Source organism: Chryseobacterium viscerum (assembly GCF_025949665.1).
GTDB classification, from domain to species: Bacteria; Bacteroidota; Bacteroidia; order Flavobacteriales; family Weeksellaceae; genus Chryseobacterium; species Chryseobacterium viscerum_A.
In genome coordinates, this window is record NZ_JAPDFT010000004.1 from 187615 (window position 1) to 210727 (window position 23113).

Annotated in this window: 24 protein-coding genes; 7 read left to right on the forward strand and 17 right to left on the reverse strand. The window is 36.4% G+C overall.

Features of this window, described 5'->3' with window-relative positions:
* Positions 1 to 53: 53 nt before the first annotated feature.
* Positions 54 to 1661: a fumarate hydratase gene (locus tag OL225_RS19480; RefSeq protein WP_047377280.1), complete on the reverse strand. Its 1608-nt coding sequence runs from the start codon at positions 1659 to 1661 to the stop codon at positions 54 to 56.
* 225 nt (positions 1662 to 1886) lie between these two features.
* Between OL225_RS19480 and fumC the strand changes: the two genes are divergently transcribed.
* Positions 1887 to 3281: a class II fumarate hydratase gene (gene fumC, locus OL225_RS19485; protein WP_264519293.1), complete on the forward strand. Its 1395-nt coding sequence runs from the start codon at positions 1887 to 1889 to the stop codon at positions 3279 to 3281.
* Positions 3282 to 3355: 74 nt separating this feature from the next.
* Here fumC and OL225_RS19490 read toward each other — a convergent pair whose 3' ends face one another.
* The 3 genes from OL225_RS19490 to OL225_RS19500 are packed head-to-tail and all read right to left on the reverse strand — an operon-like array spanning position 3356 to position 5582.
* Positions 3356 to 4396 carry a porin family protein gene (locus OL225_RS19490; protein ID WP_264519294.1) on the reverse strand — a complete coding sequence of 347 codons (1041 nt, stop codon included), beginning with the start codon at positions 4394 to 4396 and terminating at the stop codon, positions 3356 to 3358.
* A 30-nt stretch (positions 4397 to 4426) separates the two neighbouring features.
* Positions 4427 to 5035, reverse strand: a complete 609-nt coding sequence (locus tag OL225_RS19495; RefSeq protein WP_264519295.1) for a hypothetical protein — start codon at positions 5033 to 5035, stop codon at positions 4427 to 4429.
* Entirely contained in the window at positions 5022 to 5582 is a 561-nt protein-coding gene (locus OL225_RS19500; RefSeq protein WP_264519296.1) for an RNA polymerase sigma factor, read from the reverse strand. Before OL225_RS19500 ends, OL225_RS19495 begins: the two co-directional genes overlap by 14 nt.
* Positions 5583 to 5828: 246 nt before the next feature.
* Between OL225_RS19500 and OL225_RS19505 the strand changes: the two genes are divergently transcribed.
* Positions 5829 to 6026: a bacteriocin-like protein gene (locus tag OL225_RS19505; protein WP_047377275.1), complete on the forward strand. Its 198-nt coding sequence runs from the start codon at positions 5829 to 5831 to the stop codon at positions 6024 to 6026.
* Between the two features lie 18 nt (positions 6027 to 6044).
* Entirely contained in the window at positions 6045 to 6251 is a 207-nt protein-coding gene (locus OL225_RS19510) for a bacteriocin-like protein (RefSeq protein ID WP_047377274.1), read from the forward strand.
* A gap of 60 nt (positions 6252 to 6311) precedes the next feature.
* Here OL225_RS19510 and OL225_RS19515 read toward each other — a convergent pair whose 3' ends face one another.
* The 9 genes from OL225_RS19515 to OL225_RS19555 form a co-directional block, all read right to left on the reverse strand.
* A complete protein-coding gene (locus tag OL225_RS19515) occupies positions 6312 to 7250 on the reverse strand; it encodes a Dyp-type peroxidase (RefSeq protein ID WP_264519297.1) in 939 nt (312 codons plus the stop codon).
* An 18-nt stretch (positions 7251 to 7268) separates the two neighbouring features.
* Positions 7269 to 7985: an ABC transporter ATP-binding protein gene (locus tag OL225_RS19520; RefSeq protein WP_047377271.1), complete on the reverse strand. Its 717-nt coding sequence runs from the start codon at positions 7983 to 7985 to the stop codon at positions 7269 to 7271.
* A 3-nt stretch (positions 7986 to 7988) separates the two neighbouring features.
* Complete coding sequence (locus OL225_RS19525; protein WP_264519298.1) at positions 7989 to 9455, reverse strand: DUF5687 family protein; 1467 nt, start codon at positions 9453 to 9455, stop codon at positions 7989 to 7991.
* A 74-nt stretch (positions 9456 to 9529) separates the two neighbouring features.
* Positions 9530 to 11179 carry a DNA repair protein RecN gene (locus tag OL225_RS19530; RefSeq protein ID WP_264519299.1) on the reverse strand — a complete coding sequence of 550 codons (1650 nt, stop codon included), beginning with the start codon at positions 11177 to 11179 and terminating at the stop codon, positions 9530 to 9532.
* A 130-nt stretch (positions 11180 to 11309) separates the two neighbouring features.
* Positions 11310 to 12215 (reverse strand): DUF4835 family protein, encoded by a 906-nt coding sequence (locus OL225_RS19535; protein ID WP_047377268.1) that lies wholly within the window; start codon positions 12213 to 12215, stop codon positions 11310 to 11312.
* A gap of 36 nt (positions 12216 to 12251) precedes the next feature.
* On the reverse strand, positions 12252 to 13457 hold the full coding sequence (coaBC, locus tag OL225_RS19540; RefSeq protein ID WP_047377267.1) for a bifunctional phosphopantothenoylcysteine decarboxylase/phosphopantothenate--cysteine ligase CoaBC: 1206 nt from the start codon (positions 13455 to 13457) through the stop codon (positions 12252 to 12254).
* 123 nt (positions 13458 to 13580) lie between these two features.
* Entirely contained in the window at positions 13581 to 13904 is a 324-nt protein-coding gene (locus OL225_RS19545; protein WP_034681463.1) for a DNA-directed RNA polymerase subunit omega, read from the reverse strand.
* 42 nt (positions 13905 to 13946) lie between these two features.
* Positions 13947 to 14942: an outer membrane protein assembly factor BamD gene (locus OL225_RS19550; RefSeq protein ID WP_047377266.1), complete on the reverse strand. Its 996-nt coding sequence runs from the start codon at positions 14940 to 14942 to the stop codon at positions 13947 to 13949.
* Between the two features lie 103 nt (positions 14943 to 15045).
* A complete protein-coding gene (locus OL225_RS19555; RefSeq protein ID WP_047377265.1) occupies positions 15046 to 15675 on the reverse strand; it encodes a TetR/AcrR family transcriptional regulator in 630 nt (209 codons plus the stop codon).
* 97 nt (positions 15676 to 15772) lie between these two features.
* Between OL225_RS19555 and OL225_RS19560 the strand changes: the two genes are divergently transcribed.
* The 4 genes from OL225_RS19560 (at position 15773) to OL225_RS19575 (ending at position 18373) form a co-directional block, all read left to right on the forward strand.
* The gene (locus OL225_RS19560; RefSeq protein WP_264519300.1) at positions 15773 to 16396 is read left to right on the forward strand and encodes a TatD family hydrolase; all 624 of its coding nucleotides are present in this window, start codon (positions 15773 to 15775) and stop codon (positions 16394 to 16396) included.
* Entirely contained in the window at positions 16389 to 17114 is a 726-nt protein-coding gene (locus OL225_RS19565) for a tRNA threonylcarbamoyladenosine dehydratase (RefSeq protein ID WP_264519301.1), read from the forward strand. Before OL225_RS19560 ends, OL225_RS19565 begins: the two co-directional genes overlap by 8 nt.
* Positions 17115 to 17130: 16 nt before the next feature.
* The gene (gene rnpA / locus OL225_RS19570) at positions 17131 to 17502 is read left to right on the forward strand and encodes a ribonuclease P protein component (RefSeq protein ID WP_047377263.1); all 372 of its coding nucleotides are present in this window, start codon (positions 17131 to 17133) and stop codon (positions 17500 to 17502) included.
* A gap of 262 nt (positions 17503 to 17764) precedes the next feature.
* Positions 17765 to 18373 (forward strand): DUF4126 domain-containing protein, encoded by a 609-nt coding sequence (locus tag OL225_RS19575; protein WP_047377262.1) that lies wholly within the window; start codon positions 17765 to 17767, stop codon positions 18371 to 18373.
* A 37-nt stretch (positions 18374 to 18410) separates the two neighbouring features.
* On the opposite strand, the gene OL225_RS19580 is transcribed toward OL225_RS19575, so the two are convergent.
* Genes OL225_RS19580 through OL225_RS19595 form a run of 4 tightly spaced genes read right to left on the reverse strand, consistent with a single transcriptional unit; the run spans position 18411 to position 23084 of the window.
* Entirely contained in the window at positions 18411 to 20534 is a 2124-nt protein-coding gene (locus tag OL225_RS19580; protein ID WP_264519302.1) for a hypothetical protein, read from the reverse strand.
* Between the two features lies 1 nt (position 20535).
* On the reverse strand, positions 20536 to 21087 hold the full coding sequence (locus tag OL225_RS19585) for an LptE family protein (RefSeq protein WP_052184721.1): 552 nt from the start codon (positions 21085 to 21087) through the stop codon (positions 20536 to 20538).
* Positions 21077 to 21781 (reverse strand): DUF4013 domain-containing protein, encoded by a 705-nt coding sequence (locus OL225_RS19590; protein ID WP_047377261.1) that lies wholly within the window; start codon positions 21779 to 21781, stop codon positions 21077 to 21079. Before OL225_RS19590 ends, OL225_RS19585 begins: the two co-directional genes overlap by 11 nt.
* 10 nt (positions 21782 to 21791) lie before the next feature.
* Positions 21792 to 23084, reverse strand: coding sequence for a sigma-54 interaction domain-containing protein (locus OL225_RS19595; RefSeq protein WP_047377260.1), 1293 nt, complete (start codon positions 23082 to 23084; stop codon positions 21792 to 21794).
* Between the last annotated feature and the right edge of the window lie 29 nt (positions 23085 to 23113).

Below are 23113 nucleotides of genomic sequence, written 5' to 3' on the forward strand. Positions count from 1 at the left end.
TTTACACAAAAGATCAGTGCTCTATTTTATTATTTATTTTAATTTTAAACTAATTAGTGGGCAAGATTTGCGAAGAAATCATTGCCTTTATCATCGGAAATAATGAATGCAGGGAAGTCTTTTACTTCAATTTTTCTTACGGCTTCCATTCCTAATTCCGGGAAGTCTACTACATCTACAGACACAATATTGTCTTTGGCAAGAATAGCAGCAGGCCCTCCGATAGATCCTAGATAAAAGCCTCCGTATTTATGACAAGCATTAGTAACATCTTTACTTCTGTTTCCTTTTGCCAGCATAATCATACTTCCGCCGTGGCTTTGGAATTCATCCACATAAACGTCCATTCTACCTGCTGTAGTAGGCCCGAAGCTCCCTGAAGCCATTCCTTCCGGAGTTTTTGCTGGTCCTGCATAATAGATCGGGTGGTTTTTGAAATATTCAGGCATTGGTTTCCCGCTGTCGATAATTTCTTTGATTTTTGCGTGAGCGATATCTCTTGCTACGATTAACGTACCGTTCAGTTTCAATCTTGTTTTGATCGGATATTTGGATAGCTCAGCAAGAATTTCCGGCATTGGTTTATTCAGGTTAATCTCAACAGCTTCTTCTAAGTGTGGAGGGGTATCAGGTAAGAATCTTTTTGGATCCTGTTCCAACTGCTCAAGGAAGATCCCTTCTTTTGTGATTTTTCCTTTGATATTTCTGTCTGCAGAACATGAAACACCCATTCCTACCGGACAAGATGCAGCGTGTCTTGGAAGTCTGATTACTCTTACGTCATGGGTAAGGTATTTTCCTCCGAACTGAGCTCCGATGGCACTTTCCTGGCAGATTTTCTGAACTTTTGCTTCCCATTCAAGGTCTCTGAATGCCTGGCCGGCTTCATTTCCTTCTGTAGGAAGATGGTCGTAATATTTTGCTGAAGCTTTTTTCACTGCAGCAAGATTAGCTTCTGCTGAAGTTCCTCCAATTACCAATGCTAAGTGGTAAGGCGGGCAGGCAGCTGTTCCAAGGTCTGAAATTCTTTCTTTAACGAACTCTTCAAGAGATTTTTCGTTCAATAAAGATTTCGTCTTTTGGTATAAAAATGTTTTATTAGCTGAACCTCCTCCTTTTGTTAAGAATAAGAATTCGTAGTAATCTCCTTTTTTAGCATAGATATCAATCTGTGCAGGAAGGTTAGACCCTGAATTTTTCTCATCAAACATTGTCAAAGGCACAACCTGAGAATATCTTAAGTTTCTTTTCTGATAGGTATTGAAAATTCCTTTGCTCAGGTATTCCCCATCCTCTACTCCTGTGTATACATTTTCTCCTTTCTTTCCCATTACGATAGCTGTTCCCGTATCCTGGCATGAAGGAAGAGCTCCCTCAACGGCTACTGCAGCGTTTTGCAAAAGGTTATAAGCAACGAATCTGTCATTATCTGTAGCTTCAGGATCATCAATGATTCTTCTAAGGCTTTCCAGGTGTGAAGAACGAAGCATGAAAGACACATCTGCCATAGCTTCTTCAGCTAATAATTCCAGTCCTTTCGGATCAATCGTTAAAATTTCTCTGTCACCCAGTTTTTCAACCTTTACATAATCTGATGTAAGCTTCTTATACACCGTATCATCTTTCTGAATTGGATACGGATCCTGATATCTAAAGTCCATTCAATTTTTGTTTGTGCAAAAATACGGCTCATTAAAAAAATATGAGTAAAATCAGTCATTTAAATTGATATTTATAATGATTATAAATTGGAGGTTTCTGAGTTTATAAGTACCTTTATAGAAGCTAAATAAATAAAGCCACAGCATTATTTTTTCATCAAAGTTGAATAATGTTTAAAATTTTTATGGCTTTAAAATCAACAGATCATACAAATTTCAACCACTATGAATTACAGAATAGAAAAAGACACCATGGGAGAAGTGCAGGTACCTGCAGATAAGCTTTGGGGTGCACAAACCGAACGTTCCAGAAACAATTTCAAAATAGGGCCTGAGGGTTCAATGCCGCATGAAATCATTGAAGCTTTTGCCTATCTGAAAAAGGCAGCAGCTTATACCAATACTGAGCTGGGCGTACTTCCTGCAGAAAAAAGAGATATGATTGCCAAGGTATGTGATGAAATTCTGGAAGGAAAACTTAACGACCAGTTTCCTTTGGTGATCTGGCAGACGGGGTCCGGAACACAGTCGAACATGAATGTCAATGAAGTAATTTCAAACAGAGCTCATGTTAATAATGGAGGAACATTGGGTGAAAAATCTGAAATCCACCCGAATGACGATGTCAACAAATCCCAGTCATCCAATGATACCTACCCTACAGCAATGCACATCGCTGCCTATACAAAAGTTGTGGAAGTAACAATTCCGGCTGTGGAAAAACTAAAAAATACATTGGCTGAGAAATCAAAAGCCTTCAAAGATGTTGTAAAAATCGGCAGAACCCACCTGATGGATGCCACTCCGCTTACTCTTGGACAGGAATTTTCCGGGTATGTGGCTCAGTTGGAATTCGGATTGAGAGCTTTAAAAAATACTTTACCTCATCTTTCTGAACTGGCACTGGGAGGAACAGCTGTAGGAACCGGTTTGAATACTCCTAACGGCTATGATGTAAAAGTGGCTGAATATATTGCTCAATTTACCAATCATCCTTTTGTTACTGCAGAAAATAAATTTGAAGCTCTTGCTGCCCATGATGCTATTGTTGAAAGCCATGGTGCTTTGAAGCAGCTTGCTGTTTCTTTATATAAAATTGCTCAGGATGTGAGACTTCTGGCGTCTGGACCTCGTTCAGGAATTGGAGAAATTCATATTCCTGAAAATGAACCGGGATCATCTATTATGCCGGGGAAAGTAAATCCTACTCAGAATGAAGCCTTAACAATGGTTTGTGCTCAGGTTTTAGGAAATGATACTACAATTTCATTTGCAGGAACTCAAGGGAATTATGAACTGAATGTTTTCAAACCGGTAATGGCTTACAATTTCCTTCAGTCTGCCCAATTGATCGCTGATGCATGTATTTCCTTCAATGATCACTGTGCGGTAGGTATCGAACCGAATCATGAGAGAATTAAAGAGCTTGTAGACAAATCTTTAATGCTTGTTACAGCTTTAAATACTCATATCGGATATGAAAATGCGGCTAAAATTGCGAAAACAGCCCATAAAAATGGTACAACTTTAAAAGAAGAAGCCATCAATCTTGGTTTACTCACTGCTGAGCAGTTTGACGAGTGGGTAAAGCCTGAAGATATGGTAGGGAGTTTAAAATAATGATTCTATAACTGATACAATGCAAAAACTCCGGGAGCTTTTTCCGGAGTTTTCGTTTTGCTGTCAAAATGTATTTAATCTAATCCGATGGCCAACCCAAATATCAGCGCTTTATCATTTTTGAAGTAACTGTCTTTAAAGAAATTACTGAAATCTTTTTTAACAAACAGACTGAAACTGTTATATGAGAATGTAATCTGTGCCCCATATACAAAAGGATTCACCTGATAATTTCCACGGTCTCTGGTTTCACCATCAATTCCTTTTACAATATTGTTGGTAGACATTTTTACCCCGCCATATACATTGGCTCCAATTTTAAATCCTGTATAATAACTTCTGTACTGGATATCCATTCCGGCATTTTTAAGCTTGGAGAAATTATACTGTACCCCAAGAGGAACCATAATATACCCGGTTCTCAGCTTACTTTTCTCAAGGTTTTCGCTGTACTGAGCCAGAGCAACCCCCTGATTTGCATTTCTTATAAACATCATATTATTATCCGCTCTTACTGTTCTCCAAGAGAATCCTAACCCTGAAGTAATTGCCCAAGGGCTTGTTCTGCTAAGCTGGTAATTCAGTTTCAGACCAAATTCCAGATTATTGGCATATCCTATGTTTTTATCCAGTTCATTATCGGGAGAGCTATTTGTCAATGTCATAATTCCGTAAGAGAAATATCCTGTAAAGCTTCTGCTGGGACGGAATTTTTTCAACAGTTTCTCTTTAAGCTCTTCTTTAGAGGTAACATCTGTATTCAGAAGGGAATATCTTACCTGTTTCTGAATAACGTCATCCAGATCAAACCCAAGCTCCTCAATTCTTTTGTCCATTTTCTCAGAATAGCGATCTGCAATCTGAGCTTTTTCTCTGTCAAAATCTGCTTTATCAAGGTTTCTTGCCTGCAAAACTACCAGTTCTTCTTCCATCAGTTTCTTTTCCTCCTGAATAATGGTATTGATTTTTGTGGCATATTCTTCCACTTTCTCTTTTACAATAGGACTTACCTCAGTATCTTTTTTAGAAGACAGGTTAATATTCAAAGCCTTTTGTGCATGGAATGATGCTGAAATAGAGCATAGCAGTCCCATTACGATTAATTTCTTGATCATATTATTAATTTTTAATTTTTTACGGACAAATTATCTGGCATTTAAATCAATAGTGGTAGCCACATTACTTCCATCCTTTGTTTTTTCGATAACATCTTTATGTTCTACTGAAAAAAGGAGTGTAGAAGGATCTACATATTTTTTCTTTTTAACCGGAGCTTTTAAAGAATCAGCTTTTGCCAGAAGTTTTGGATTAGAAATCTGAGGAATTTCTATTTTTTTTACTGCGGTTTCTCTGGGAATAAGTTTACTCTGATCTATTGCTACTGCGGAAATCATTTCTTCTTTATCTTGGGAAGGTATCTTCTTTACCTCCTCTTTATCATTATTCTGAGCAGCCAGAGCTGTATTATCTTGAGCCTCATTTTTTATAATTTGACCTGCCTTATTTTCTTCTGTTTTCTTTACTATTTCAGGTTGAATTTCTGAAGGTTGATTGAGAAAAAACAGAACGGTTCCTAAACTCAATGTCAAGATCAGACAGGCAGCCACTAAAACCCAGTTCATTTGTGATTTGGGACGGTTATTGCTGCTGTTTTGAACCTCTATTTCAGACCACAGATCACGGGATGGAGCAATCTCTCTTTCTTCGATCTGTTTTTTGATCTGACATTCAATATTATCCTTAGACGTTTTCATTTTTTACTTTTTTTTGTTGTTGAAAGTAAATCTTTCTTAATTTTTCTTTTGCTCTGAACAGCTGTGTTTTACTGACAGCCATTGAAATCTGCAAAGTATCAGCAATTTCCTGATGAGAATATCCTTCCAGGACATAGAGGTTAAAAACCATCCTATAGGCATCGGGAAGCTGATCCAAAAGGTCTTGTGCATTAAAGTCACAATCAATCTCCAGTTCGTGAATGTCTTCATGAAAAGATTGGTTGATCTCATCCAGATAGAATACCGTTTTATGGCTTTTGATAAAATTCAGGCATTCGTTAACGACAATTCTTCTTGCCCAGCTATCCAGGTTCGACTCTCCTCTGAAGCTTTCTATGTGCTTAAAAATTTTACAGAATGCTTTAATGAGACAATCTTCCGCCTGGTACAAATCGCTCACATAGCTTTTGCTTACACTCAGGAATCTCTTGACATTCTGTTCATAGAAAATCTTCTGTGCAGCCGGATCCTGTTTCTTCAGGAGGCTCAACAAATCATTCTTTTTATTTCCGAACAAAAGTTTCATGCTTATGCTGTTTCTATATTAAAGACAATGAAAACAAAAAAAGGTTACAACTTTTTTAAAAAAATTTCCTGTTTAATACAATGAGTTGATTTTTTTTATTCAGAGTTACAAATTCTATCATCTTTTTTATTCAAAAAAACAGAAGAGCGGTTCTATATAAAAAACTGAAATACAATTTTTTAAACACAAGTAACTTATATTTATTTTTTCCTATATTAGGGATATAATTAACTTAAAACTAAACCCATGAAAAATTTAAAAAAATTAGACAGAGAAAATTTAAAAGCTGTATTAGGAGGAGACTTTACGTGTCTTGGTAATCTTTACTTAGTAGAAGCTAACGGTTATTATGCCTGCTGTACAAAACCTAATGTAGATCCGTGCAATACGTCTGCAATGTGTCTGACTCCTGTTGGTATGTGTGACTCTGGTATTCCAGCTTAACAATATTAAAGCAATACCATGAAGCATTTAAAAAAATTAAAAAGAGAGAATCTGAAAACAATTAAGGGAGGAAATACACCATTTTGCGATATGTATCTGGTACAATTCAACGGATATTATGCATGCTGCAGTGTACCTACAACCAATCCCTGTGAACTGAAAAAAAGAGAGTGTCTGGTGGAAAACGGAATGTGTGATTCATACAATCCGGGAAATCCGGTATAATTTCTGTAAAAGTAATTGATAAAAGGCTGCCTTACTTATGAGACAGCCTTTTTTATTGTTTTATCCTGAGAATTCATCAAGCATATTTCTGGTAGGAACAAAAAAAAGTGTTCCGGTAACTGCTGTGCTGAAATCTAAAATTCTGTCATAATTTCCTGGAGGATCGCCTATAAACATATGGGTCAACATCTTTTTTGTTGTTGTAAATGTACTTGAGTAGGCAATAAAATAGGTTCCGAATTCATTAGTAGAAGGATTTCCAAAAGGCATATTATCTCTGACAATTTTCAGTTCTTCTCCATTTTCTCCTTCGATATTGGCTAAAGCAATGTGTGAGTTGGAAGGTTTTACATCATCAGACATTTCAATATCGTTTTCTTTTGATCTCCCGATGACCTTCTCCTGACCCTCTGTTGACAAACCTTTCCATGCATCCATATTATGCAGGTATTTCTGAACGAAAAGGTAACTTCCACCTTTATACTGAAGATCCTCATCTCCGATCTTTGCAAAATAATCACGGTCGTCTCCATGCGGATTTTCTGTTCCGTCTACAAATCCAAGAATAGAACGTGCATCCCAATATTTAAAGCCATGAATTTCCAGAATACTTTCCGCCGCAGAACTTAATAGTTTGGATATTTCCACAGCCATATCGAAAATCAGGCTTTTATTGTCTGCTCTTAAGTGGAAATGAAGGTCTCCGGGAGTAGAAACCGCGGTATGCTTCATCCCCTTTATTTCTTCAAAATTGATTAATTCTTTTGGCAGTGGTGTCGGAAGCTCCAGTTTTCTCCATGCTTCTGCACCAATTCCCATTACACAGCTTGCTCTACTGTCCGGGAAACGGTTAAACACTGAATTATTAAGATTTAAAACCAATGCGCATAGTTCCTGAAAAATATCTTTAAGCTCTGGGCTGTCATGAAGTTTCCAGACCATGAAAATAGTATTGCTGTTTGGATAATCTGTTACATTCTGTGACTCTATCGTATTCATACCTCTATTTTTGTGGTATTAAATATCCGAAACAGAAACCTGATCTGCAAAATATTGTTCCAAATCTTTCAATGTTTCCGGGTTGGTCTGAATATCTTTTACCAAAAGACCTTTATTCACCACCACAATTCTGTTACATACTTCTGTGGTATGGGAAAGATCATGACTGGAAATAAGAAAAGTAACGCCATCCTGTTTTGATAATTCTTTGATCAGGTTTTTCAGCTTGATCTGTGTAGAAGGATCCAGGTTGGCAAAAGGCTCATCAAGGATAATAATTTCAGGATTTCCAATAATAGCCCCTACAATTCCTACCTTTTTCTGATTTCCTTTTGAAAGGTCTCTGACGTATTTCCCGGATTTAAGGATTTCCCCATTGAAAAAATCATGAAAAGGCTTCAGAAATTCGTCTACTGATGCTTTGTTCTGCCCTCTCAACTCTCCAATGAAGTAAAAATATTCCTCAGGAGTAAGATAACCGATAAGAAATGTATCATCTACAAAGGCTGAAACTTTATTTTTCCATGCTTCAGATTCATCGACTTTAATTCCATCGATGCTTACAAATCCTGTAGTAGCCTGAATTAAATCCAGCATCAGGCTGAAAAGGGTTGTTTTTCCTGCTCCGTTATTTCCAACGAGACCAAATGTTTCCCCGTTTGGAATTTCAAGATGTTCAATATTAAGAACTGTTGCTGTTCCGTATGTTTTAGATAAATTTTGTATGTTGATCATGGCTTAACTTATATTTTTAAATGCATCCAGTGTGCTGTATTTTTCTTTTTTATAAAGTTTCACAATAATATCGAAGATTTTCTCTCTCAGGAAAAACCCTACAATTCCGATAACTGCAATACTTATGACTCCTCCGGTAATTCCCCACAAAAATTTTGTTAAGGCAAATACTCCCATTGGAAGAAGCATTTTGGGAATGAGCAAAAGCATAGCGATCATATTGAAGCTCCCTTTCTGCCCCAATCTTTTTTCTTTTGTATTAAGGTCAATCTGAGTTTTATTGAACGCTCCGGACCACAAGGTAAATTGAGAATTCACACCAATATTATATAATCCTGCTGCAAAAAATGTAACATAGACTTCCCAGCCGAAGTATGCATAGCAAAGTGCTATAATGATAGAAATTCCTGTCACAATATTCATCAGCCACCATTTCGCTTTTAAATATTCTTTATAAGGAACATTCAGGGTCATCATCAACGGATAATATGAGCTGTCAAAAGCGGGAACTCTCTGCCCGAACAGAAACTGAAAACCTCCTGTTACAAAAAGTCCCATAACCATCATCATTGCGGGTGTTTTGTACATTGAAGAAGTAAACATCAGCAGTCCGTAGAACAGAAACATAAAGCTGCCCAGCAAAATCCCTTTAGGTACTTTATTACGTCTCAGCATTTTAATATCATTATTGATAAATGTTCCGATAACTCCATATTTATTCAGGAAAGCAATATTCTCTGTTTTTCCAACTGTTTTCTTTGCCTCAAGCCCCTGATCAAGATAAAATTCATTACGAAGATAACGGAAACAGATCCACCACAACATTACGAACAAAGCAACAGGTATCAGTGCAAAGTAAGGTTTCTCATAGAAACTGAAGAAAATTGATTCGGAATAAGACAGAACCGGAATTATTTTATAATATCCCAGCATTCCTATGCCCAAAAAGCATATTCCAATAATCACCGCCAGGGTTTCTTTACCATTGAAAAAAATATTGATGAAATTATTAAGATAAAGTAACGAAATCACACCTATAAGCCACACCAACACCCCTAAGATACTATATCCGTTGAATAAGGCAATCAATGAAAATGTGATAAAGAATAAAGAACTCAGCCAGCTGAATGCTGAAAGAAAAGTTTTGGCCAGCATATAATTGACCAGCGTATTCTTTCTGATGTTCATGGTAAGGAAGGGTTTAATATTCTGAGTAGGAATTTCCTGCCAGAGATACTTAAGAACAAGATCAATAATCCAGGCAACAATCATGAATTTTGAAACTACCTTTACAGGATTCTGGTGCATCTCCTCCTGTATGTAGAAAAAGGCAATAAAAGCCCCACCTACAAGACAGCCCACGAAATAGAGTATTCCAATAAAACGGAGAATTTTCATGGTCAGATTGATCCCTAAAGATGTACCACGGAAGAAGCTTTTTATTTCAAGCCTAAGGAACTTTAGAAACATATGTTAGTTTTTTACATTAGTAAATATAATGTAAAATATGTTACAAAGTTTTAAAGAAAAGTGTGATTTTATGATTATCCTATAAGCTCTTTTGCCTGTGCCAGAGCAGCTTCTGTAATTTTGCTTCCGGAGAGCAGCTGGGCAATTTCATTCAGCTTTTCTTCGTTACTCAAAGGAATTATAGTAGATTGTGTTCTGCCGGAAACATCCTGTTTTACCACTTTATAGTTATCATTTCCTTTTGCTGCAACCTGCGCCAGGTGTGAAATAACGATCAGCTGCATGTCTTCAGACATTTCTCTCATAAGGTTTCCGATCTCTTCAGCTACTTTTCCTGAAACTCCGGTGTCAATTTCATCCAGAATTAAAGTTGGCAATTCATCACTTTCAGCGATAATCTTCTTTACAGCCAGCATTACTCTTGATCTTTCTCCTCCGGAAATAGCAGTCTGGATAGGTTTTAAAGGGAAACCGGAATTGGCCTGGAATAGCAGCTGGATATTTTCTTTTCCAAACTGATTGAATTCCTGAGCATCCTGCAGTTCTATATCTACTTTTGCTTTTTCAAGACCTAATTTTTTCAGCAGGCTTTCTGCTTTTTTGATGAAAACAGAAACATTTTTATGTCTGTTCTTGGAAAGCTTTCCAGCAAGAGTTTGAAGTGTTTTTTCTTTTTGAGAAATATTTTCTTCTGTTTCTTCAATCTGTGCTTCCAGCTCTGAGGCTCCTTTCTGGTCTCCTGCCAGCTGGTTTCTGATTTCAATCAGTTCATTAAGATCTGATACATTATGTTTAAGAAACAGGGCGTTTATTTTATTATTCAAATCGGTAAGATATACCAAATTTTCAGGATTGATTTCAACTTTTTCTGCCGCATGCTCAAGTTCAGAAATGATATCCTTCAGCTCTACAAAAGAGGTTTCCAGCCTTTCATCAAGCTCTGCGAAACTGGTAGAAACTTCAGAAATTTTTGAAAGCTTGTTGGTAGCTTCATTAAAGAATGACAGAATTCCTATTTCTTCCTGATGGAACCTGGATAGGATCTGGCCTACGTTTTCGGAAATCATCCCTGCATTTTCCTGAATAGAAAGCTGGTTCTGAACATCTTCATAGTCTACATCATCAAGCTTGAGTTCCTCCAATTCGTTAAGGAGAAATTCTTTATAATCACTTTCTTTATTGGATTCTGAGAGTTGGATTTTCAGTTTTTTCAAAACCAATTTAAGGTTCTGAAAGTCAGAAAATTCCTGCTGATACTCTTCAATGATATTTTTATTACCGGAAAGTCCGTCTATGATTTTAAACTGATATTCTGATGTAAAAAGATTGGATGTTTCAAACTGGGAATGAATATCGATCAGCTGCGAAGAAAGCTCTCTAAGAATATCCAGCGTTACCGGCACATCATTGATGAACGCACGGGATTTTCCTGATGGAAGAATTTCTCTCCTGATAATGGTCTGTAGTTCATAGTCCAGGTCATTTTCGATAAAGAATTTCTTAAACTGGTTGTTCAGGGAAAATTCAGTTTCCACCACGCTTTTCTCTTCAGCTTTGGCAATAGATTTTACATCTGCTCTTTCTCCTAAAATAAGTCGGAGCGCTCCTAAAATAATAGATTTACCTGCTCCCGTTTCACCGGTAATAACCTGTAAACCATTATTCAGAGATACTTCAAGGGTATCAATCAGGGCAAAATTTTTAATGTAAATTCTCGAAAGCATTGATAATCCGGGTTATAATCCAATTTGAGTTTGAACTGTAAAAATAAGTTTTTTTTTAATGAATTGAGAAAATGTTTAAGTGCTTTCTGCTTCTCAAAATTTTTTATCGCTTATTAAATGGATTTCGAACTTACACCTTCCACTTATTCCACTTATTATCAATATTTTTTGGTGAAAGAATAATCATTGTCTGTTTAAGATCATTCAGAATCAAACCTCCATTATTTCCGGAATTGAATATATTGAAGATTTCATCACTTTTTGTATCCATAAACAGGTTAAAGAAAAATGCCTGCTGAAACGTGTTTTCGTACATTTTCAATTGCATCAGGGCATCAAAGATCACTTTTTTCCCGGCAGTCTGGTCCTGATTAAAAAGGTTATCCATTCCGGCTCTGTGGTAAGTATAAATTGTAGAACGCAACTGGTTCCAGTTAGGATTCATAATTTCATTAATCAAGATAGAACGGCTTCTTGGTTCATTGATAGTATTCCAGCCTTCATAGTTTCTGTTCTGGGAATTCTGAGCAATCTGCTGTGCTTTTGCGTACCATTGAGATCCTCCCATAGACTGGAAACTATCTGCATCTATCCCCAAAATAAGATAAATATAGAAGCTGACCACATCAGTAAGATTTTTCCCCGAAAACTGCCTTTCATTAAAAATAAGACTTTCATTCTCAATATATTCAAAACCAAATCTCTGATCCTGAAGGTTAATCAAAGGGGATTCGTAAGTTGTATTATAAACAGGGCGCATAGCCTGAACTACAATGGATCCTTTGAATCTATTTCCATCTCTTTCTCCAATAACAACGGAAAAACCACATTTTATTTTTTCAAAATTCTGAAGCTTTTTCCCTGTCCAGCTGGTATTATTGATAAAATCCCTGAGACTTTTCTCCAATGCTTTAAACGCCTGCTGATTACTCCCTCCTACCTGTTGGGAATTTACCTGAACGGTTGCCAACAGCTCCTGGGAAAAACTTTGGGTATATATGAGAAACAGAAAAAATAAGCTTATAATTTTTTTCATTGTCTATTAAAAATTGAGAACGGAAATTTATTAAAATTATTTTAAAAGTTGAGATTCAACAAAATTGAGAATATCTTTCGCTACGTCATCTTTGGATTTCAGGTCGAATTCTTTTTTCTCCGTTTTGGTAAATATCCTTATTTTATTGGTATCATTCTTAAACCCGGCACCTTCGTCACGCAAAGAGTTTAAAACAATCATATCCAGATTCTTCTTCTCCAGTTTTCCTTTTGCATTTTCTTCTTCATTTTGGGTTTCCAGTGCAAAACCTACCAAAAACTGGTGCGTTTTCTTTTCTCCCATCGTTTTAAGGATATCCGGATTCTTAACCAGCTCAATCGTCAGGTTATCATCATTTTTCTTGATCTTTTCTTTCGCAACTTCTTTGGGTGCGTAATCAGCTACCGCAGCACTTGCAATACCGATATCTATTTTATCATAGAATTCAAATACTTTTGCCAGCATTTCTTTTGCTGAAGTTACTTTATGCAGCTCAACCTTTGGATCATTAATGGTTTGGAAACTGGGTCCCGAAATAAGAATAACTTTTGCCCCTCTTTTTGAAGCTTCTTCGGCCAGGGAAAACCCCATTTTTCCAGAGGAATGATTTCCGATGAATCTTACAGGATCTATAGCTTCATAAGTAGGGCCAGCTGTAATTAAAACAGTTTTCCCTTCAAGGCTCTTGGAATGGCTGTTTGCTGTAAAATAATGTTCAACAGTATTAAAAATTGTTGACGGTTCTGCCATCCTTCCCTGCCCGACCAACCCGCTGGCCAGCTCTCCGTTTTCCGCAGGAATTATAATATGTCCAAAACTTTCTGCGAGTTCCAGATTCTTTTTTGTAGAAGGATGTGCATACATATCAAGATCCATTGCAGGAGCAATAAAAACAGGGCACTTTGCAGACATATAAGTTGCAATAACCAGATTATCACACATCCCGTGAACCATCTTAGACAGTGTATTGGCTGTACAGGGAGCTACGATCATAACATCCGCCCACAGTGCCATTTCCACATGGCTGTTCCATGTTCCGTTATCGCTGTAAAATTCTGAATACACCGCTTTTTTGGATAGCGTAGACAGGCTTAGTTTTGTCACAAAATGTTCTGCATCAGGAGTCATAATAATTTGTACTTCTGCTCCTTTTTTCACAAAATCCCTTATCAAAAAATGAATTTTGTAGGCTGCAATTCCACCAGAGACGGCGATAAGAATCTTTTTACCGGAAACACTCATTGAGTTTTAATTTTTGAAGTACTAAAATACTTATTTTTTCCCACACAATCTGGCTTTAAAACGATAAAGGTCATAAAAGAACTGATTTCCTTTATGACCTTCATTTATAAAAACACAGAAGATTTATTTTCTCTCTTCTGTTTTTCTGAAATAAACATCTTCGTTTAACCACTCTTCAATAGCGATTGAAGTTGGCTTTGGAAGCTTTTCGTAATGTTTAGAGATCTCAATTTGTTCTCTGTTTTCGAAAACCTCTTCTAATGTAGAATTGTGAACCGCAAATTCATCTAATTTGTTGTGAAGTTCCGTACGGATCTCCGCATTGATTTGCTCTGCTCTCTTTCCCATGATAACAATAGCTTCATAGATTGAACCTACTTTATCTTCAATCTTATCTTTATCGTAAGTAATTGTATTTACTTCTGCTTTTGTATCTTTTACACTCATTTTGAGAAAATTATTTTTATTTTAAGACGACAAATTTACGAATTATCTTTGAATTTTGAAAGTCGCTGCTGGAGGAGGGGTCTTAAGTGCTGCACTGTCCCTCTGTAACTGCATTGCTTTCTTTTCATTGCTAATCTGATCTTTAACTTGCTGCTCAGTTTTACCTTGATCAGCCAATTTTTCAGCTTCTTTTTTCTGTCTTGCTGTCAAAGCTGCAATTCTTGCATCTGTTTCTTTTTTAACGACAGCAAAATGTTCTTTTTCCTTTTCCAGTTTTTCCCTAAGATCTGTAGCTATTTTAGAATATTCTGTATTAGGAAGTTCTTTCTCTACAAATCTTGTATAAGTTAATGCACTTTCAATACGTTCTGCTTTAAGATTATAGATTGACTTCATCGCCAGTTCATAGCGGGATTTCATGATATAATCATAAATTTTTGAGCGAAGTTTTGTACTTGGGAAATCTTCCAGAACGTTTTCCAATGCTACGTTTGCGGCTTTATACTCTCCCATTTTGAAGTACTGTCTTCCATTTTCATATGCTTTAAACTCAAGCTTATAAGACAATTCATCAATTAGCTGGCTGATATTCTTAGATCTTTCAGAGTTTGGATAATTGTTAAGGAAATCCTGAAGCTCATTGATCGCCAATTCTGTACTAGACTGATCTAAGTTGTAATCCATAGACCCTTCATAATAGCACAATGCAGACATATAAGCTGCTTCTTCAGCTCTCGGATCTTTTGGAAAACTAACTGCAAAATTTTTGAACTGGTGCCCCGCCAGCTTATAGCTCTTATCATAATAGTTGGCATAAGCAGTGTTGAAACCTACATTCGGGAAATCATCTGTTCCTGCCACAAGATTTGCAAGTCTGTCATAAAGAGCCAATGCGTTTTTCCACTTTTTCTTAGCAAAGTTTTCATTAGCTGCCTTCAAGATAAATTCTTTATCAGCACTCCTCATTGCTCTTTCCTGCTGGCTTACACAAGATGAAATCACCGCTACAGCAAAAAGACCTAAAATATATTTTTTCATATAAAAAGTTCAACAGTTTTCGGATTATACAGCCGATTTACTAATTTGCAAAAATATAACTTTTTTGTCAATAGATTTTTTTTTATGAATATTTAACGTAATTTTAGTCTGCAGCGTATCCCAAAATTGCAAAAACACTTAATAAAAGATTCATTCGTACCTTTTTTTCAGCTTCTTTGGTATATGTTTCTTCATTTTTACTCGGAACATATAGCTCATAGAAGTTTTTATTCCTGATTACAAATAAAGTGGATCCAATAATCATGGTAAGGATATCTTCAGGCTTGGGAGTAAAAGTAAAAACACTGGAAGCTACTCCTTTTTTAATGACTTCATCCAGTTTTTTTACAAATAACTGGTAGAAATCAAGCAATTCGTCTTTCAGGTTTTCTGTATGGCGAAGTTCCTGAGTAACAAACCCATGGAAATAGTTATACTTAAACAGCTGAGAAACAATATATTTGATCATTTCCCGCATTTGCATTTCCGGTTTTCCATCTTTAATGGTATCTGCAAATTCTGAAAAATTCTCTCTGGTCTTCAGTACTCTGTACTGGTAGAGATAAGACATCATTTTCTCTTTAGAACCGAAGTAATAAGAGATCATGGCGACATTAATATTTGCTTTGGAACAGATATCTCTTACAGAAGTACCCTCATATCCTTTTTTTGCAATGAGTTCTTCTGCAATATCCAGTATGTGAATCTGTTTTTCCGTAAATTTTTTTTTCATGAAGTGTACTTTGAGTAAAGTTAAGAAATTTTTAACACATTTATAAACGATCGTTTAATAATTTTAGATTAAATCTTAAAAATTCTTATTTTTGAATATGGAATTTTTTGATTTTCACCATCATAAAAAATATATCAGAAACGGAATTTACAATCTGTCGAAAGAAATTCCGCCTGATTTCCCTTATTCCGTAGGTATTCACCCAAAAGATATTGATGTTAATACTATAGAACAGCAATTTTCATGGATGCGAAACATGATTTCTGAAAACTGTTTTGCCATTGGTGAATGTGGTTTGGATTCTTTGGTTTCCATAGATCAGAAAATTCAGGAGGAGATTTTTTTAAGACAAATAAAAATCGCAAATGAGGTAAAAAAACCTTTGATTATTCATTGTGTAAGAAAATTTTATGAGGTCATTTCTTTTAAAAAGAAGGCCGAACAGCCAATGGTTATCCATGGTTTCAATAAAAAACGCACAATTGCCGAAGACCTTCTGAGTAATAATTTTTACCTGAGTTTTGGAAAAGCTATTTTGTATAATTTATCTTTGCAGGATATTATAAAAACCACTCCATTAGACAGAATCTTTTTAGAAACTGACAATGAAGATTTTAACATCGAAGAATTGTATGAGAAAGTTTCAGAAATAAAAGGTATTTCTTTGGAACAGCTTAATGAACAAATTTTAGAAAATTTAGAGACGATAAAAAATGGATAAGTACTGGTTGGAAAGAACAGAACTTCTGGTAAAAGAGGAAGGTTTGGAAAAATTGAATAAAGCCACAGTTTTGGTTGTTGGTTTAGGCGGAGTAGGTTCTTTTGCGGCTGAATTTTTGGCTAGAGCCGGAGTAGGAAATATGACGATTGTAGATGGTGATACTGTGGACATTACCAATATCAACAGACAGTTACCGGCTTTACGTTCTACAGTTGGAAAACATAAAGTAGAGGTTGTTGCCGAAAGACTTTTAGATATAAATCCTGATCTTAACTTAACCAAAATCAATGAGTTTCTAAATCCTGAAAGAATGGATGAAGTGTTGGATTCTGCGAAATTTGATTATGTTTTGGATTGTATTGACAGTGTTACCCCAAAACTTTGTCTGATTATCGCAGCCAAGAGAAGAAGGATAAAAATTGTAAGTTCAATGGGAGCCGGCGGAAAAACCGACCCAAGTAAAGTATTGGTAAGAGACATCAGCAAAACCGAACATTGCCACCTTGCAAGACAAGTAAGAAAAAGGCTGAAAAAAGTAAAAATTGATAAAGGAGTTCGTTGTGTTTTTGCCAATGATATTCAGGATGAAGAAAGTTTGAAAATGACTGACGGAACCAATTATAAAAGATCTTTTTACGGAACAATAAGCTATATGCCTGCTATTTTCGGACTATACACCGCTTCAGAAGTGATTAATCATTTATTAAATCAGGATTAAATTTTACACTCTGTAAATGACAAATTCCAAGTATCCCAGAGCGGAAAAGCTCAAAAAAAATACTGAAATCAGTTTGCTTTTTGATAAGGGCAAATGGAGAACCAGCGGAAATCTGAGAATTATTATTCTGAAAGATAAGCCCAATCTTCCTGTAGAAGCCCCCAGATTTGGAGTCTCTGTTTCTAAAAGATATTTTAAAAGAGCTGTACACAGGAACCGCATCAAAAGATTGCTTAGAGAATGCTACCGTTTGAATAAGGATTTATTTAAACAAGCCTTCGGAGAAAAAACGATGGCTATGTTATTTTGGGCATCCCCTGAAATACCTCCGAGATTTCAGGATGTGGAGGCTCAATTTATAAAGCTTTGTGAAGCACAAAAAAAATAATTTTTCATTAGAATAAGAGATCTGTGAGGTATTTTATCTCGCAGATTATGCGAATCAGGCAGGTTTTTTATTTTCCCACAGATCATACAGATTTACACGGATGATTGCGTAGATACTTTGTTTTTTATTCTATAATAAATCACGAATAGCGAAGCTTAAAACTCGTATCCCGTATCTCGTATCCGAAACTCTGAAATTAATAGCACTCCAAATATCATATTCTTTTTGTAATTTAGGGAAAACATTAAATCTGAAAATTAATATGTTAGATAATATTCCCTATTTTTCTTATATCATCAGTGCATTTATTGGAATTGGATTGGCCGCTGCTACGGGATTTAGGGTATTTCTCCCGATGTTTATCGTAAGCCTTGCGTCTTATTTCAACTGGATTCCTATGAATGAGCATTTTGAGTGGCTTGCAGGTCTTCCTGCATTGATTACAACAGGAATTGCTACAGTAGCCGAGATCCTGGCCTATTATATCCCTTTTATTGATCATTTGCTGGATGCGGTCTCTATTCCGATGGCGACGGTAGCAGGTTCTATATTATTTGCCAGTCAGTTTGCTGAACTGGGAACGTTTCCACAATGGGCACTGGCGTTAATTGCGGGTGGAGGTACAGCAGCCACAATCAGCTCCGGATTTGCAGGAATACGGGCCGCTTCTACGGCAACAACCGGAGGATTGGGAAATTCTGTGGTAGGAACCACGGAAACAGCCGGAGCAGGTCTTATGTCTGTTCTTGCTATGGCAGCACCGGTTATCGCAGCAATTTTTGCAATAATTATATTAATTCTTGTTATTGTTTTTGGGCGAAGAGCCTGGAAAAAATTAAGAGGAAATAAAAATAGCCCACAGAATTTATAAATAAAAAAGGTACTGCTCTAAACAGTACCTTTTTTATTTAATTTTTACTTCTGAAGTCCTTAATATCCTGAATTTTAGATTCAAAATATTCTTTTTTCTCAGGATTCTTTTTGATTAGTATTTCAAACGCTTTTATCGCTTTTGTATATAATTTCTGTTCAAAATAAAGATTCGCCAGCGTCTCTGTCATCAAGTGCGAGATATCGTCGTTCTTTTCTTTAACAACATAGGAACTTTCTTCTTTTAGCTGGCTGATTCTAGGATTGTTCTCAATAAAGGCTTCAATAGCCTTTTCTATGATTTCAGTTTTTTCCTCCTTTACGATTTCTTCCGTTCTGTCAATCTTAAGCCAGCTTTGCCAGGTGTTGATAAAACCGGGAACATTACTGTCTAATTTCGGCTGTGTTGTTTCCTTCATAGTAACTTCCTGCATTTGCTCTACAGGTTCTTTTTTACCTTCCTTCTGCGTTTCTTCAACCTTGAGGGTAGAAATATCGGTTCCAAAGAAAGAAACATTCATCACAGGTACTTCTTCTTTTGAAATTTCTGCAGCTATTTTTTCTTCCTCAGATGATTCAACAGCGCCTGTCTCTTCTTCTACAGGCAGAGTTTCCTCCTGAGCCGTTTCTATAACAGTTTTTACGGTTTCTGAAGGCTGTATCTCTTCGATTATTATTTCCGGCTTTGCTGCAGTGATTATTTCTGATGCTGGAGTTTTTACTTCAGGAGCCGGTACTTCTTTAGATTTGCTGATTAATGAATCAGGCATATTGGATTCTAAACTCATTGGCTTCCATACAGACTGAACTTCGAAAGTTTCTTCTTGTTCTTCTTCTTTTTCCTCAGCAATTTCAACTTTAGGTTCCTCTTCTAAAGGTAATTGATTCTCAGCAGTTTCTTCCTGAGCCTTCTCTTTTCTGATTTCCTCAGGTTTATCTTCATTTGTTGACCAGAAATGGAAATTTTGGGTTTCAGCAAAGCTAATTTCATGGTCTTCAACCACTTCATGCTCTGCCTTTTCTTCCTGAGGAACAGGTTTAGCCTCCTTCATCTTTTTCTCAACTTCTTCAATCAGACGTCTCATCTCCTCTTCATGCTTATTCACATGAGACTGGGAAACTTCAGCTGTTTCAAAAATTTCTTCGTTGTTGGCCTGGATTTTAACATCAGGCATGAATGAATCTGTTCCATGGAAACTTACTTCGGCATCGGATACTTCTAATGATGATTCTTCTTCATTATTATTTCCTTCTTCAGCAGAAATCGGACCTTCATCAACAATGGTTTCTGACGTAAAGTTTTCTCCTGCATTCTCTTCTACTTCTGCTTGTATTTCTTGCGGAGCAGGTTCTTCACCAGAAACAGATATAGTTTCATTATCGGCTGATCCTACATCTACAAGCTCTCCTGCTGCTGCTTCAATATTTTCCTCTGGTACTAAAGGAGAAACCTCATGGAAGCTGGTATTTTCTTCTTCATCAATTTTTTCTTCTTCTTTTTCTGAAGAAATATGATCTTCCTGAATAATAGTTTCCGGTGTAAAGTCTTCTTCTGATTTCTCTTCTTCAGCTGATTTCTCTTCTTTTTGTTTGGAAACAGACTCTCCAACAAGTTCGGTTTTTTGGGTTACCAAAATTCCTGATTCCAGAGTAGACTCAATATCTATTGTTTCAGAATTTTGCTCATCAAGGAAGTTTTCTTCTCCTTCAAATAAAATTCTGTTTCGTTCACCATTTACATAAATATGCTTAACCTCCTGTGCAGTGGGTAAAATACATGCCGCTTCCTGCTCTTCTGTTGGTTTCCCAAGAGAAATTTCCTCTTCTCTTTTGATAGGGAAGGATTTGGTTTTCGGGATTAATTGAGCGGGTTTTTCAATTATTTTAGAAGGTTTCTTCTCTTCAACAATCTCTGATTTAGACTCTTGTTTGATCTTTCCGTTGATCAACTGATATAAAATCTTTTTATCAGTAGTATATGCTGCTGTTGTAGAAAGCTCTTTCTGATAATTTTCTTTTTCGTACAGATGGACTCCATACAAGTGAAGTGCCCTGATATTTTGAATATAAGGAAAAGTATGAATCTCTTCTTTCAAAAGACCAAGGTCTTCTAACTGAATATTTTTCGGATTTTTTATTAATTCTAAAACTCTCGGATTCATCTTACCAATTCGCTACAATGTCGTTAAATATCTTATTAATAATTCTATCTGTTACCAGCTTTACCTGCTGGTCTTCGATTTGACTTAGTGATACATCGCTGTTGAAAGCTGCTTCATCGGAATAGGTTCTGTCGAAACTTGCATCCGGATGAATTTTATTTTCATAGTGTACCTTTACTGTAATCGTAAGTTTATTCTGTGCCTGCTGAATCACCCCGCCAGAAGGGTTTGTCTGGGTATTGGAACTGATTGTGGTAGGAGTAATGGAATAGTCTGTAATTTCTCCTTCTATCAGGATATCAGGATTTTCTTTTGTGCCTTTCAGGGTTGTTCTCTGAAGGAATCTGTTTTGTATTGCTGTAGAAAACTGTTGGGATAACGCAGGGTTTACAAGGGGTGCATTATTGGGAAATTCATTGATCTGAACCGTCTTTTCATCTGTAAGAGACGATCCTGTAAAACTGTAGCAAGAATTTAAAACTCCCAGCAATGCAAAAAGCATTACCGTACGCAGTGATTGTTTCAGGCCGATATTTTTAATTTTAAAATTCATTTTTAGATCCAATTTCAATAATTTCATCGTACTCAATTTGTTGAATAGCATCTTCATAAGCAAAATAGTTTGCCGTGTATAAAAATGGCAGGGTAAGAAAAATTCCTATCCCGCAGGCAATAATACCAATCTGTGCTAAAATACTTACTACTAATGAGAAAAGAAAAATTGACAGCAGATTTCCTTTGGTCATTACTTTTGAAATATTCCAGGCTTCTTTTATTTCTTTGATTCCTTTAAGACTTATTAATGGGATGATATAAAACCCCTTTAATACAAAGTAATATATCGCTGCTATTAATAAAAACATATAAGGGAATACAAAAAGCATTACCATTGGATTGGGTTCATTACCTTCTGACATTGCCCCTGATACACCCAGCACAGCAAATAAAGGAATGTAAAGCAATAAAGCACCTCCAAAAACAATTAACTGCAACATAAAGTAGGGCATGAAATCTTTAAAATCAAAGATATCTCCGGGACTTGCCGGCTGATTTCTGCTCAGCCTTTGAAGGTATTTGTATAAATTACCCATCGCTAACAGCCCGCAGAACGGAATAATCGACATGATAAAGCACACTAAAAATGCTACAAATATATTTCCGAAATCTTTCTTTAAAAGTTCAAAACCTTTATTAATATATTCTCCGAGTTTAAAGTTGATCGGTTTAGGTGTTAAATTTACTTTCATTATTTATGTGCTAATCTTCCAGGTTATATTGTTTTATCTTTCTGTATAAAGTTCTTTGTGAGATTCCCAATTCATCTGCAGCTCTGTTTCTACGCCCCTTATGTTTCTCCAATGCTTTGATAATTAAATCCTTTTCATTGTTCTGAAGAGAAAGTGACTCCGGTCTGTTTTCTTCAACCTCGATATCTTCAATATCTTCATAGCTGTCATCAGGTGTCGAGATAATCGTGGGCGTCTGAACTACCGGTGCATCATTATTATTATTTTCAAAATACACCAAAGACCCTGAGTTGACCTGCGGCTGAGTTTCAGGGGTATAAATCCTGTTGATCAGATTTTTCTCATGATTACTCAGATCTGCCGTTCCTCTGTTCTTAATCAATTCCGAAGTTAAGGATTTTAAATCATTAATATCATTCCTCATATCGAATAGAATTTTATACATGATTTCTCTTTCACTTCCAAAATCATTCTGCTTAGGGGTATTCTGATTGTTCACCACCATTGGAAGGTGTGTTTCCATAGGAATATACTCGGCAAGTTTTTCAGCAGTGATATTTCTGTTTCTTTCCACAACGGTCATCTGCTCTACCAAGTTTCTTAATTGGCGGACGTTACCAGGGAAAGAGTAACTTTCTATGTAATGAACAGCACTCTGCTCCAGCTCCAGTTCCGGCATTCTGTACTTTTCTGCAAAGTCTATGGCAAACTTTCTGAACAGCAAATGAATATCTCCTTTTCGTTCTCTCAAAGGCGGCATATCAATCTGAACGGTATTCAAACGGTAATATAAATCCTCACGGAATCTTCCGTCATGGATTGCTTTCATCATATTAACGTTGGTAGCAGCCACAATTCTCACATTGGTTTTCTGCACCTGTGAAGAACCCACTTTCATAAATTCACCGCTTTCCAGAACTCTTAAAAGACGAACCTGCGTCTGTAATGGCAGTTCTCCTACCTCATCCAAAAAGATCGTTCCACCATCTGCAACTTCAAAGTACCCTTTCCTTGTAGCAGTAGCTCCTGTAAAAGCTCCTTTTTCGTGTCCGAACAGTTCAGAATCTATGGTTCCTTCCGGAATTGCTCCACAGTTGACCACGATATAAGGCTGATGCTTTCTTTTGGATTCTGAATGGATAATTTTCGGAATAAACTCTTTTCCCACACCACTTTCTCCTATTACCAGCACAGAGATATCTGTAGGTGCTACCTGAATAGATTTTTCCAGTGCCCGGTTGAGTGCCGGAAAATTCCCAATAATTCCGAAACGGTTTTTTATGTTTTGTAACTCGTTGCTCATAAGTAAATTTTTGATTATTGATTTAATGT